Genomic DNA, 13146 nt, shown 5'->3' on the forward strand with positions numbered 1-13146 from the left:
GTCACGAATCACCACTTGAAGGCGATGCCGTAATCCTCGCGCGGATGGCAGCCTTCGCGGAAGGTGTGCCGGACGAAACCGTCCCCGACGGGAAGCAGGTGCGGGTCACCCTCCGGAGGTTGCCGCGGCCGCTCGAATTCGAGTTGTTCCGCATACCACCAGCACGCCTCGGGAAGCTGCTTCGAATCGAAGGTCAGCTGGATGGTCAGGCCGCCCGGCGCGATGCCGTGGTGGTCGACGTCGACGTTGACCCACTTACGTTCCTCCTCGAGCTGCCCGTCGAGGGCCTCGGAGACGAACGTGTAGCGCTCGCCCTTGCGCAGGGGCCGGCGAAAACGCAGGCGCGCCAGTAGTGGGTCACCCAGGTGGTCAGTGATGACCCGGCACGCCCAGAGCGCCGACACTGGCAGGTCTTCCGGGTCGTGCGTCCAGCCGGTCGCCGCGTGGACGTCGTAGCCGTCGACACCGTCCTCGCAGGCGATGACGTCGCGTTCGGTGATCCGGCGGCGCACCGTCCGGCGGTGCATCACCGCCGTAACGAGCATGCGTTCCACGAACACCGGCTGCGCCCCTTCCGAAGCCGCCCGGGCCCGCCAGGCGACGCGTTCGTTCGGAACCTCCACCGCCGCCCGGCCGATGTCGAGGTACGGCCGCCAGTCCGGAACCGAGACCAGCTTCTCCGCCAAGCGGCCCGCCAACGCCGTGAGCGACCACCGCCAGGCATGGTGCATCGGCGTCGTGGTGGTGGGTGGCGGATCGCCGAAGACGCCCGGCAGCACCATCAACTGCCGGAAGCGGTCGCCCAGCGTGGCCTTCCACGCGGTTCCGCCCGGCGGCGGGACCCGGAACGCCGCCCTCAACGTGGTGCGGCGGCGGGAATTCGCAGCCAAGCCAATCTCGTCGACGAGCAGGCCCCACACGGCGAACGCGCGCGACTCGGTCACCAATGACGCCGTCGGCGCCACCAGGGAGCGCAGCACCGCCGCCGGTTCGCCCGCCGGATTTTCGATCGCGTCACGGAGGAAGTGAAGCGGCTCGCCGTCTTTGCGTCTCGCCAACCAGCGCAGCGCGGCTTCGACTGCCCCAGACGAAGCCGCATCGTCAACCGGCTCGCTGCCCATGCCGATGGTCATGGCTTCCTCCGCTACCCGACGAAGATCAACAATTCTCGACAACGGCGAGCCGTGGCCTGCCACCGGTCACCATTTGCCCCGTGGCGTACTAGTACACCGATAAAGGGGTAGCACAGTGACCGAGGGGAAGACAAGCGAACCTGCTCCGGGCCGCAGCCTGCGGGAATTGATCAAAGTCGGTCTGAGCGGAATCGGCGGGCTCTACCTGATCACCGGCTCGCTGGCCGTGACCGCGATCGGCGCGGTCGTGGCTCTCGCGCTCGCCGCGGCGCAACGAACCGCCAAATAACTACGCCAGCTGCTGCCGCACCGCCGAAGCGAAGCGCAGCGCTGCCGCCTCGTCCGTCTGGCGGAAGCCCAGCGACGGCTCCGTCAGCTCCAGCTCCAGCAGCAACGGCTTCCCGTCCGCGCCGCGGACCACGTCCACCCGCGCGTACAGCAGCTCGGCCCGCAGGATCCCCAGCAACGCCGAAGCCGCGTCCAGCACGTCCTCGGCCAGCGCCACCGCGTCGGCCGGCGGCGAAGCCGGCTCCAGCTTCTCCGACAGGTACAGCCCCGATGAGTCCATCGTGGACCCCAGCATCGCGGCCTTCGAGAACGCGTGCGAGTAGAACCCGCCCAGGTAAACCAAAGCCAGCTCACCGGACGTGTCCACACTGGACTGGTACGGCTGGATCAGCGCCGTGTGACCGTCGGCGTGCAAGGCCGCCACGTGCGCGGATGCGTCGGCGCCAGCCGCGAACCGGGCTGCGCCGCGGGAACCCGCGCCCACCGAGGGCTTCACCACGAAGTCCGACGAGGGGAAACGGGCAGTCTCACCCGGTGCGGCCAAGACCGTCGGGACCACCGCCACACCCGCGTCCAGCAGCTCGAGCAGGTACGACTTGTCCGTGTTCCAGCGAACGACGCCAAAGGGGTTGTACAACGCGGGCACCGACTCGCACCACGCGAGGAACTCCGAGCGCCGGGCCGCGTAGTCCCACGTCGCGCGCAGGATCACCGCGTCCGCCGACTCGAAGTCGGCCGAAGAGTCCCACGCCGCCCACGAGACCGAGAAGCCCAGCGACGACAAAGCAGGCACCAGGGCGTCGTCGTCGCCGTCGCCCGAGGGCAACTCCGCGCAGCCGACCAGGATCGCCGTGCGGTTCACCGGCCCGCCATCTTGCGGCGGTGCTCCGGGCCGATCTTCGTCCGCTTGACCGTCTCCGCGTCCCACGTCGCCGGTGAGAGGTCCTCGACCGCCTCGACCAGCGCCTCGCCCGTCGCCACCGAGGGCACCACGACGTCGCCGAGAGCGCCGTCGGCGCCGACCAGCACCACGCGCGCGCCGGCCCGGCCGATGTTCTCCACCACCGCGCGGGACGGCTTGCCGTGCGCCTTCACGAACTTGCGGGCCGCGCCCAGCTGCGCGCTGGTCGGCGAGACAGTCTCTTCGGAATCAGACACGTCCCGAACGATAACCAAAGACCGGCCGGAACGCGGAACAGCGTGGCGTCGGCCATAGTTGTGCCGGGGAGAACACCGACCCGAGGAGGACGCATGCCCACCGCAGTGCAGGTGACGAAGACCGGCGGCCCGGAAGTGCTCGAAGCGGCCGAAGTGGACGTCCGCGCCCCGGAGGCCGGCGAACTGCTGGTCGACGTCGCCGCGGCCGGCGTCAACTACATCGACACCTACCAGCGTCAGGGCATCTACCCGATCGACCTGCCGTTCGTCCTCGGGCTCGAGGGCGCGGGCACGGTCGTCGAGGCCGCGCCCGGGACCGGGTTCGAGGCCGGCGACCGCGTCGCCTGGCAGGGCTCGCTCGGCAGCTACGCGGCGCGCAAGATCGTGCCGGCGGAAATCGCCGTGAAGGTACCCGAAGGTGTCTCGCTGGAGACCGCCGCCGCGACCATGCTCCAGGGCATGACGGCGCACTACCTGGTCGCCTCGACGTTCGAGGTAAAGCCCGGCCACGACGTGCTGGTGCACGCGGCCGCGGGCGGCGTCGGCCTGCTGCTGGTGCAGCTGGCGAAGGCGCGCGGCGCCCGGGTGATCGGCACCGTGTCGACCGAGGAGAAGGAGAAGCTCGCCCGCGAAGCCGGCGCCGACGAGGTGATCCGCTACGACCGCGACGACTTCGCGAAGCTCACCCGCGAGCTGACCGGCGGCGACGGCGTCGACGTCGTGTACGACGGCGTCGGCAAGGACACCGTCGACGGCAGCCTCGCCAGCCTCAAGATCCGCGGCCTGCTGGCGCTGTTCGGCGCGTCGAGCGGCCCGGTCCCGCCGATCGACCCGCAACGCCTCAACTCCGGCGGCTCGCTGTACCTGACCCGCCCGACATCGGCGCACTACACGCGCAGCCGCGAGGAGATCGACTGGCGGTCCAAGGAGCTGTTCGACGCGGTCCAGGCGGGCGACCTCACCATCCGCATCGGCGGCAAGTACCCGCTGGCCGACGCGCGCCAGGCCCACGAAGACCTGCAGGCCCGCCGCACGACCGGCAAGCTCCTGCTCATCCCTTAGCCCAGCGCCGCTCGAGGTCTCCGCGAAGCGTGGCCGGTTCGAGCGCCTGCCATTCCGACTCCCCGTAGAGGACGACGATCGGCCGGTGCTTGAGTCCGGACACGGCTTCGCGGATCCGGCGCCGGTGGTTCTCGGGCAACCGGCTGCCTTCACGAACCACCAGGATCACGGCGGACCGGATCGTGCGAGCCGGATACCGCTGAGTGAGCTGTTCGGCGACCGTCGAGACCGCCGACGCGCTCTCGCGAATGCGGTTGCCGAAGTTCTTCGCGTCCGTGATCTTCAGCTCGAACAGCGTGAGCTGGTCGCGCTGCAGATCGTCGAGCACGACATCGACTGCCGTGAACTCCGGGCGGACATCCCGAAGCAGTTCAGCTTCCGGCCACGCCGATGCGAGCCGGGACACAAGGGCATCCTCGACCCGCGCGATCCAGCGAAAGACATCGCGCCCGGTCGCGACGGGCGGTTCATCCACCGGCGGAGCCGGCTCTTCGGGTTCGGGTTCGGCCGTTTCGGGTTCTTCCGCGGCCTCCTCGTCACCGTCCTCCCGGTGATGTGACCTGTCGTCCCGTACGAGCTCTTCGGCTTCCTGTTCCAGCTCCTCGGCCTTTTCGGCGGCAGTCATCTGCATCGCGGCCAGCTCGGCGTGGATCTTGTCCCGCTCGCCCTCGATCTTGCCCAGCTCGGCACGGTCCTTGGCGTCCAGCTCCAGCTGCTTTCTCTGCCAGCCGACCAGTCCCCACGCCGCGAGCCCGACTCCGAGCGCCGCGAGCGCACCGAGCACCCAAGGTGCCCAGTGCGTCGCGGCGAGCACGATCTGCTGCTTCCGCTCGATGGCGGCCCGGGCGGCCGGGGTCAGCTTCGCCAGCTTGTCCTGCTCGACGAGCAGGTCACTCTGGGTCTGCAGCAGGAAGCCGCCGATGCCGAGGGAGGCGACCACGATCGCGACACCGAGCGTCGTCAAGTACTTCCGGAAGTGTCCCTGGTCGGTCGGGGAAAGCACCTCAGCCCTTGTCGGACGGGACCGAAACCGCGTCGGTGACGAAGACCAGTGTCTCGTTCGGCTTGATGCCCTGGCCGCCCTCGCCGTACGCGAGGTCCGGCGGGATGATCAGCAGGCGGCGGCCGCCCTGCTTGATGCCCGCCAGGCCCTGGTCCCAGCCCGGGATGACCTCGCCCGCGCCGAGGTTCAGGTCGAACGTCTCGCCGCGGTCGAACGAGCTGTCCAGCTTCTGCTTGTCCGACCACGTCACGAGCAGGTAGTTCATCTTCAGCTTCTGCCCGGCCTTCGCGGGGCTGCCGGTGCCCTCGGACAGGTCCTTGGTGACCAGCTTCTTCGGCGGGTCGCAGTCGTCGGGGATGGTGATCGTCGGCACCTCGCCGAACTTCCCCGTCGTCTTGATGTCGTCCGCGGTGCACTCGCGGCCCTTGCTCTGGGTCGCCTGGGCGGCGCCGGACGACGGGACGGGCGGGCCCGCCGGGGCGGCCGTCTGGGGTTTGGCGTCCTGGCCGCACGCGGCCAGCGACAGCGCCGCCGCGGCGACGACCACGATCTTCCCGATCTTCTGCATGCCGGGCACCCTAGCCAAGCACGGAGAGTGCCGGGACGTCGTCACCCGTGGCGACCACGCCGAGCCGCCGCGTAGCCCGCGTCAGGGCCACGTACAGGTCGTTGAGCCCGCGCGGCGAGCCCGCCACGACCTCGTCCGGCGCGACCAGCACCACCGAGTCGAACTCCAGGCCCTTCGCCCGCTCGACGGTCAGCACGCTCAGCCGCTCGTCGTGCTCCGCAAGCCACGACGACACCTCGTCGAACCGGTGCGCGGGCACCAGGACCGCCACCGTGCCACCGTCCACTTCGGACAGCTCGCGCGCCACCAGCCCGGGCAGCTCAGCGGCGAGGGAAGCCGGCCGCGCCGACCACGGCGGCACCCCGGTCTCCCGCACCGAAGACGGCGCCGACAACGCCGGGTCGACCTCGGCGAGCACGCGGGCGGCGACCGCCATGATCTCCGCGGGCGTGCGGTAGTTCACGGTCAGCTGCTCGAGCCGCCACCGGTCCGCGACGTACGGCGAGAGCGCCTCGTCCCACGACCGCGCGCCGCCGGCCGCGCCGGTCTGCGCGACGTCCCCGACCAGCGTCATCGACCGGTTCGGCGACCGGCGCATGAGCAGCCGCCAGTCCATCGCCGACAGCTCCTGGGCCTCGTCGACGATCACGTGCCCGAACGTCCAGGTCCGGTCCTGCGCGGCGCGCTGGGCCGCGGTCAGCTCGCTGCGCTCCACCTGGCGTTCGGCGAACAGCTCGGCGTCGAGGACGTCGGAGACGCGCAGCAGCTCTTCGTCGATGATCTCCTCGTCCTGCTCGAGGATGTCGAGCACGCCCTCGGCGTACGCGCGGTCCTCGCGCTCACGGCGTTTGCGCTCGACGCGGGCCTCGGTGTCGTCGACGCCGATCAGCTCGGCCAGCTCGTCGAGCAGCGGCACGTCGGCCGGCGTCCACTTCGCGTCGCGGCCGCTCTCGAGCAGCGCGCGGTCCTCCTCCGAGAGCAGCTTCCGGGCGGCGACGGAGAGCCGTTCGCGGTCGGCGAACAGGTCGTCGAGCACGCCTTCCGGGGTCAGCACCGGCCAGAGCGAGTTCAGCGCCGCCGCGACGTTCTCGTCGGCGGCCAGCTCGGCTCGGATGTCGGCCAGGTCCTGCCCGTCGAGCAGGTCGTCCCCCAGCTTCCGGGCGGCCTGGCGGGTCAGCGCGTCGAGGACGTCGGACACGAACAGCCGCCGCGCCGGGTTGTGCGGCCGCCGCGAACGGCGGGCGCGGGTCCGGGCGTCGGTGCAAGTCTTCCGGTCCAGCCGCAGCACGTCGTGCTCGTACTCGATCTCCAGGACCGGTTCGGGCACGCGCTGGCGGTCGCGGACGGCGTTGGCGAGGACGTCCGCCATCACGAGCCGCCCCTTGACCTCGGTGGTCTCGCGCGGCTCGACGCCGACGGCGTCCAGGCCCGGGTAGAGCTGCCCGATCGTGGCGAGCAGCACGCCGGTCTCGCCGAGCGACGGCAGCACCTGGCCGATGTAGCGCAGGAACGTGCTGTTCGGCCCGACGACGAGCACGCCGCGCGTGGTGAGCTGCTGGCGGTGCGTGTAGAGCAGGTAGGCCGCGCGGTGCAGCGCGACGGCGGTCTTGCCCGTGCCGGGCCCGCCCTGCACGACCATGACGCCGCCCAGCGGGGCGCGGATGATCCGGTCCTGCTCGGCCTGGATGGTGGCGACGATGTCGCTCATCTCGCCGGTGCGCCGCTGTTCGAGCGCGGCGAGCAGCGCCGCCTCGCCGGCCAGCCCGAGGTCCTGGCCCTGGTCGGCGGCGGTGAGGTCGAGGATCTCGTCGTCGAAGCCGGTGACCTTGCGGGTCAGCGACCGCAGGTGCCGGCGCCGCCGCACCCCTTCGGGTGACGCGGCGGTGGCGAGGTAGAACGGCCGCGCGACGGGTGCCCGCCAGTCGACGAGCAGCGGCCGGTAGTCGTCGTCTTCGTCGAAGAGCCCGAGCCGGCCGATGTAGGTGGTCTCCTCGGCGGTGCCGGGGACGAAGTCGAGACGGCCGAAGGCCAGCCCCTGCTCGACGGAGCCGAGCTGGGCGAGCCGGTCGGTGTAGAGGGTGGTGGCGACGTCGCGTTCGGTGCGGGCCTGCGGGGTGCCGCCGGTCTGGCGGAGGGTCTCGTCGAGGCGCCGCTGGGCCTCGGCGCGTTCGGCGTCGAGCTTCGCGTAGAGGGTGGTGACGTAGGCCTGCTCGCGGGCGAGCTCGGCGGTGAAGCCGTCCGAGGACACGGACAAGAGGATCCTGCTTTCGCCTCAAGGAAAAGAGCCAGCCAAGTTTAACGGCGCACGCGGCGCGATCATTCCGGCGCGAGGTCGCAGTACGGGGAGACCTCGCTGCCGGGAGCGAGGGCGGCCGGCAGCTCCTTCTCCCCCACCGCGCACGACACGCTCGCCGCCGGCAGCTGCTCGCCGCCGGTGATGCGGCCGGCCGCGTCGCGGTGGAGCACCGCGGCTCCGTGGCTGGTCAGCGCCCGGCAGTTCGCCGAGTGGTAGCGGACGCCACCCGGGACGACGGTCGCGGTCACCGGGGTGAAGCCGCCCAGTGCCTCGGGCGCCAGCCAGACCGCCGGGCCGGGCGTGGGCCGGTCCAGTGCGACGCCGGCGCGCTGCCCGGGAGTGAGCAGCGGCACCTCGACGGACCGCGAACCGGACGTCACCACGACGTGGTAGGCGGCCAGCGCACTCGTGTTCTCCAGCACAGCGGCACCCGGCCCCTGTTCGGCGACCCGCACCACGCCGCCGTCCGGGGCCGCACCCGGCGGTGCCGTGATCCGCGCGGGAATGGCGCACCCGCTGCCGAGGAGCGCGTTCGTGTCGAGCGACACCTTGCCGCGGCCGAGGAACGCCAGCAGGCCGAGGACCACGACGGCCGCCAGCACCACCAGCACCCGGTCCTTGCCCAGACGCGGCATCACGGCCGGTCCGGGCTGATCACCTTGTACACATCGCCGGCGGTCCCGTAGTAGGACCCCGCCACCACGTAGACCTTGGTCCCCGAGCCCGGCTGCCAGTACGTGCGCATCTCGTCCGGGTCCGCCGGGTACGGGACTTCGGCCAGGGGCACGCCTCGATCGGCGAGCAGCGCGCTCACCTCGTCGAACGTCACCGGACCGGGAAAGGCGCCGTAGCGCTCGCGGATCACGCCGTCGACCAGCTCGGGGTCGCGGTACCGGAGCCGGTGTGCCTGGACCGAGAAGTGCGTCCCGGCCCACGGCTGCCCGGGACCGGAGCGCTGCCAGAAGAACTCGGCCAGGCCGTGGTCACGGCCGAGCGAGTAGTCCGACGGGTTGTCGCCGTAGTCGTCGCCGAGCAGATCGGCCACCCGCTCGGGTGACCACGTGTGGTCGGCCCCAAGCACGGTGCCCGACTCGATGACGTCGGCGAAGAACTCCGCCGGGCTCAGAACGGGAGGCCGAGGGTCGGCAGGCCGATCGCCGAGTCGACCGCCAGCGCCACGAACACGATCATCAGGTACGTGTTGGACCGGTGGAACAACGCCATCGGCTTCGTCTCTTCACCGCGCCGCACCGCGGCCTGCAGGCTGTGCGCGTAGAAGAGGAACCAGCCGCCCGCCAGGATGGCGAACGTGCCGTACAGCCAGGACGTCACCGGGAGCAGCAGCAGCGTCCACGCGACCATCACCCACGAGTAGATGACGATCTGGCGGGCGACGTGCTGGGCGGTGGCCACCACCGGCAGCATCGGGACGCCCGCGCGCTCGTAGTCGTCGCGGTACTTCATGCCCAACGCCCACGTGTGCGGCGGCGTCCAGAAGAAGATGACGCCGAACATCACGAACGCCGGCCACTGCACGGTGCCGGTGACCGCGGCCCAGCCGATGACGACCGGCATGCAGCCCGCCGCGCCGCCCCAGACCACGTTCTGCGACGTGCGCCGCTTGAGGCCGAGCGTGTAGACGAAGATGTAGAAGAGGATCGTCGCGACCGCGAGGATCGCCGACAGCAGGTTGACCGTGAAATAGAGCACCACGGCCGAGGCGACACCCATCACCAAGCCGAAGATCAGCGCGCCGCGGCGGGGCACCGAGTCCTTCACCAGCGGGCGGCGCTTCGTGCGGTTCATCACCTTGTCGATGTCCGCGTCGATCACGCAGTTGAGCGCGTTCGCGCTGCCCGCGGCCATCGTCCCGCCGACCAGCGTGGCCAGGACCAGCCACGGCGAGGGGATCTGGCGGCCGGCGAGGAACATCGCCGGGATGGTGGTCACCAGCAGGAGCTCGATCACCCGAGGCTTCGCCAGCGCGGCGTAGGCGCCGACGACCCGGCGGATGCTTCGCCGGTCACCGTGCGGTCGATCACCGGTCGGGTGCACGGCGCTGGTGTCGTCACTGCGTCCGTGCGCAGCGTTCACCAACGACATTTCACTCCCTGCGTCAGGTTCGGGTGGGCCCTGCTCCGGCGGACGTGGTGGAGCCGCTGAAAACCGCCGGGCTGAACCCTCGAACGATGTTAGACGTGGTGAATCCCGTGGGTGATCGCGGGTCTGGAACGGGTCCAAGCACTAGGCTGGCCGCGACGGGCCGCGATTGCCCCTGCGCATGGCCGCGAGCAGGAATATCGTCCCTTCGGGATCGATTGAGATAGGTAGCCGCGCGCACGGGTAACCGGAACGAGGAAGACCAGCCGCAACCATCATGACCGGGAGTTGGAGTTCAGTGTCCGAAACCGCCCCTACCAGCGAGAACAACCCACTCCTCCGGCGTAACGTCCCCGCCGACTGGACCGAGACCGACACCCGCGCCGTGGACACCGTCCGGGTGCTCGCCGCGGACGCGGTCGAGAACTGTGGCAGCGGCCACCCCGGCACCGCGATGAGCCTGGCGCCGCTGGCCTACACGCTGTTCCAGCGCACATTGCGGCACGACCCGAACGACCAGCACTGGCCGGGCCGCGACCGCTTCGTGCTGTCGGCCGGGCACAGCAGCCTGACGCTCTACATCCAGCTGTTCCTCGCCGGCTACGGCCTCGAGCTCGAGGACCTCAAGCAGCTGCGCAAGTGGGGCTCCAAGACCCCGGGTCACCCGGAGTACCGGCACACCGACGGTGTCGAGACCACCACCGGCCCGCTGGGGCAGGGCCTGGCGAACGCCGTGGGCATGGCGATGGCCGCCCGCCGCGAGCGCGGCCTGCTGGACCCGGACACCGCGCCCGGCGAGAGCATCTTCGACCACTACATCTACGCGGTCGCCTCCGACGGCGACATCGAAGAGGGCGTCACCTCCGAGGCCTCGTCCATCGCGGGCCGCCAGGAGCTGGGGAACCTGATCGTCTTCTGGGACGACAACAAGATCTCCATCGAGGACGACACGAACATCGCCCTCTCGGAGGACACGGTCGCGCGCTACGAGGCCTACGGGTGGCACACCCAGGTCGTCGAGGGCGGCGAAGACGTCGTCGCGATCGAAGAGGCCATCGAGAACGCGAAGGCCGAGACGGGCCGCCCGTCCTTCATCGCGCTGCGGACCGTGATCGGTTACCCGGCGCCGAAGAAGATGGGCACCGGCAAGGCGCACGGCGCCGCGCTGGGCGGCGAAGAGGTCGCCGCGGTCAAGAAGATCCTCGGCTTCGACCCGGAGCAGTCGTTCCAGGTCGAGGACGACGTGCTCAAGCACACCCGCCAGGCGCTCGAGCGCGGCAAGGCCGCCCACGCCGCATGGCAGGAGAAGTACGAGGCGTGGGGCAAGGCCAACCCGGAGCGCAAGAAGATCGGCGACCGGATGGCCACCCGCACGCTGCCCGAGGGCTTCGCCGACAACCTGCCGAAGTGGGAGCCGGACGCCAAGGGCGTCGCGACCCGCAAGGCCTCCGGTGAGGTGCTCAACGCCCTCGCCGACCCGCTGCCGGAGCTGTGGGGCGGCTCGGCCGACCTGGCCGAGAGCAACAACACCACGATGAAGGGCGCCGACTCGTTCGGTCCCGAGAAGGCCGCCACGGACATGTGGCAGGCCAACCCGTACGGCCGGACGCTGCACTTCGGCATCCGCGAGCACGCCATGGGCTCGATCCTCAACGGGATCGCGCTGCACGGCGGCACCCGCCCGTACGGCGCGACGTTCCTGATCTTCTCCGACTACATGCGCCCGCCGGTCCGGCTGGCCGCGCTGATGAAGGCGCCGGTCACCTACGTGTGGACGCACGACTCGATCGGCCTCGGCGAGGACGGGCCGACGCACCAGCCGATCGAGCAGCTCTCCGCGCTGCGCGCGATCCCGGGCCTCAACGTCGTCCGCCCGGCGGACGCCAACGAGACCGCGTACGCGTGGAAGGCCGTGCTGGAGGACATCCACCACCCGTCCGGCCTGGCGCTCACCCGCCAGAACGTGCCGGTGCTCGAGGGCACCAGCGCCGAAGGCGTCGCCAAGGGCGGGTACGTCCTGGCGGACTCCGAAGACGCTACTGCCACGCCGGACGTGATCCTGATCGCCACCGGCTCCGAGGTCCAGCTCGCCGTCGAGGCGAAGAAGGTCCTCGAGGCCGACGGCGTCAAGGCGCGCGTCGTCTCGATGCCGTGCGTCGAGTGGTTCGACGCGCAGGACGCGGCCTACCGCGAATCCGTCATCCCGGCCGGTGTGAAGGCCCGCGTGTCCGTCGAGGCGGGCATCGCCCAGTCGTGGCACCGCTTCACCGGTGACGCCGGGGTGAACGTTTCGATCGAGCACTTCGGCGCCTCCGCCGATGCCGCCACACTGTTCCGTGAGTTCGGTTTCACCACGGAGGCAGTCGTCGACGCGGCCCGCCGCTCGATCGCCAACACCAAGAACTGAAGGGGACATTGATGAGCAACGACAAGCTCGCGCAGCTGTCCGAGGCCGGTGTGTCGATCTGGCTGGACGACCTCTCGCGCGAACGCCTGAACACCGGCAACCTCGCGGCGCTGGTCCGCGACAAGCACGTCGTCGGCGTGACGACCAACCCGACGATCTTCGCCAACGCGATGTCGAAGGGTGACGCCTACGACGAGCGGACGAAGGAGCTGGCCGCCCAGGGCGCCGACGTCGAGGCGACCATCCGCGACCTGACCACGACCGACGTGCGCAACGCCGCGGACCTGTTCCGCGACGTCTACGCCGCCACGAACGGCGTCGACGGCCGCGTCTCCATCGAGGTCGACCCGCGCCTGGCCAAGGACACCGACCGCACGGTCGCCGAGGCCCAGGACCTGTGGAAGACCGTCGACCGGCCGAACACGCTGATCAAGATCCCGGCCACCGAAGAGGGCCTGCCGGCGATCACCCGCACGCTCGCCGAGGGCATCAGCGTCAACGTCACGCTGATCTTCTCCGTCGAGCGGTACAAGAAGGTCATCGAGGCCTACTTCGCCGGGCTGGAGCAGGCGAAGGCCAACGGCCACGACCTGCGCGGCATCCACTCGGTGGCGTCGTTCTTCGTCTCCCGCGTGGACACCGAGATCGACAAGCGGCTCGACGCGATCGGCACCGACGAGGCCAAGGCCCTGCGCGGCAAGGCGGCCGTCGCCAACGCCCGGCTCGCCTACGCGGCCTTCGAGGAGCTGTCGGCCACCGACCGCTGGCAGGCCCTCGCGGCCGACGGCGCGAACGCGCAGCGCCCGCTGTGGGCGTCGACCGGCGTGAAGAACCCGGACTACTCCCCCACCCTCTACGTCGACGACCTCGTCGTGAAGGACACCGTCAACACGATGCCGGAGAAGACCCTCGACGCCGTCGCGGAGCACTCCGACCTCAAGGGTGACCAGGTTTCCGGGCGCGGCGCCGAGGCGCAGGAAGTCTTCGACAAGCTCGAGGCCGTCGGCATCGACATCACCGACGTGTTCCTGGTGCTGGAGAACGAAGGCGTCGAGAAGTTCGAGAAGTCCTGGGTGGAGCTGCTCGAGACCGTGAACGGCCAGCTCGAAAAGGCGAAGGGCTGAAGCACGA

General features: G+C 70.5%; 13 protein-coding genes. 4 read left to right on the forward strand and 9 right to left on the reverse strand.

The features are described from left to right. Window positions 1-8: 8 nt before the first annotated feature. Complete coding sequence (locus tag QSK39_RS39940) at window positions 9-1133, reverse strand: hypothetical protein (RefSeq protein WP_285483025.1); 1125 nt, start codon at window positions 1131-1133, stop codon at window positions 9-11. A 166-nt stretch (window positions 1134-1299) separates the two neighbouring features. On the opposite strand from QSK39_RS39940, the gene QSK39_RS39945 reads away from it, so the two are divergent. Continuing rightward, entirely contained in the window at window positions 1300-1422 is a 123-nt protein-coding gene (locus QSK39_RS39945) for a hypothetical protein (protein WP_285483026.1), read from the forward strand. On the opposite strand, the gene QSK39_RS39950 is transcribed toward QSK39_RS39945, so the two are convergent. Together QSK39_RS39950 and QSK39_RS39955 are read right to left on the reverse strand one after the other, a co-directional pair. Beyond that, on the reverse strand, window positions 1423-2283 hold the full coding sequence (locus tag QSK39_RS39950) for an ATP-grasp domain-containing protein (RefSeq protein WP_285483027.1): 861 nt from the start codon (window positions 2281-2283) through the stop codon (window positions 1423-1425). It lies immediately after the preceding gene. After that, window positions 2280-2579, reverse strand: coding sequence for a hypothetical protein (locus tag QSK39_RS39955; protein WP_285483028.1), 300 nt, complete (start codon window positions 2577-2579; stop codon window positions 2280-2282). Before QSK39_RS39955 ends, QSK39_RS39950 begins: the two co-directional genes overlap by 4 nt. Window positions 2580-2672: 93 nt before the next feature. Between QSK39_RS39955 and QSK39_RS39960 the strand changes: the two genes are divergently transcribed. Further along, window positions 2673-3641 carry a quinone oxidoreductase family protein gene (locus QSK39_RS39960; RefSeq protein ID WP_285483029.1) on the forward strand — a complete coding sequence of 323 codons (969 nt, stop codon included), beginning with the start codon at window positions 2673-2675 and terminating at the stop codon, window positions 3639-3641. Here QSK39_RS39960 and QSK39_RS39965 read toward each other — a convergent pair. From QSK39_RS39965 to QSK39_RS39990, 6 genes are all read right to left on the reverse strand, one after another. After that, the gene (locus QSK39_RS39965; protein ID WP_285483030.1) at window positions 3631-4644 is read right to left on the reverse strand and encodes a hypothetical protein; all 1014 of its coding nucleotides are present in this window, start codon (window positions 4642-4644) and stop codon (window positions 3631-3633) included. The two genes, QSK39_RS39960 and QSK39_RS39965, sit on opposite strands and share 11 nt — an antisense overlap. Window position 4645: 1 nt before the next feature. Next, on the reverse strand, window positions 4646-5212 hold the full coding sequence (locus QSK39_RS39970; protein ID WP_285483031.1) for an FKBP-type peptidyl-prolyl cis-trans isomerase: 567 nt from the start codon (window positions 5210-5212) through the stop codon (window positions 4646-4648). Window positions 5213-5222: 10 nt separating this feature from the next. Beyond that, a complete protein-coding gene (locus QSK39_RS39975) occupies window positions 5223-7466 on the reverse strand; it encodes a HelD family protein (protein WP_285483032.1) in 2244 nt (747 codons plus the stop codon). A 62-nt stretch (window positions 7467-7528) separates the two neighbouring features. Next, window positions 7529-8146 carry a hypothetical protein gene (locus tag QSK39_RS39980; RefSeq protein ID WP_285483033.1) on the reverse strand — a complete coding sequence of 206 codons (618 nt, stop codon included), beginning with the start codon at window positions 8144-8146 and terminating at the stop codon, window positions 7529-7531. After that, window positions 8143-8589 carry a hypothetical protein gene (locus tag QSK39_RS39985; RefSeq protein ID WP_285483034.1) on the reverse strand — a complete coding sequence of 149 codons (447 nt, stop codon included), beginning with the start codon at window positions 8587-8589 and terminating at the stop codon, window positions 8143-8145. The genes QSK39_RS39980 and QSK39_RS39985 overlap by 4 nt, the downstream gene beginning before the upstream one ends. Window positions 8590-8630: 41 nt before the next feature. Next, window positions 8631-9611, reverse strand: a complete 981-nt coding sequence (locus QSK39_RS39990; protein WP_285483035.1) for a heme o synthase — start codon at window positions 9609-9611, stop codon at window positions 8631-8633. A gap of 295 nt (window positions 9612-9906) precedes the next feature. Here QSK39_RS39990 and tkt point away from each other — a divergent pair, with 295 nt between their 5' ends. Beyond that, window positions 9907-12015: a transketolase gene (gene tkt / locus QSK39_RS39995; protein WP_285483036.1), complete on the forward strand. Its 2109-nt coding sequence runs from the start codon at window positions 9907-9909 to the stop codon at window positions 12013-12015. An 11-nt stretch (window positions 12016-12026) separates the two neighbouring features. Further along, window positions 12027-13139: a transaldolase gene (tal, locus tag QSK39_RS40000; protein ID WP_285483037.1), complete on the forward strand. Its 1113-nt coding sequence runs from the start codon at window positions 12027-12029 to the stop codon at window positions 13137-13139. The last annotated feature ends 7 nt before the right edge of the window (window positions 13140-13146 follow it).

This window comes from Amycolatopsis sp. NBRC 101858 (genome assembly GCF_030269325.1).
Classification (GTDB): domain Bacteria; phylum Actinomycetota; class Actinomycetes; order Mycobacteriales; family Pseudonocardiaceae; genus Amycolatopsis; species Amycolatopsis ponsaeliensis.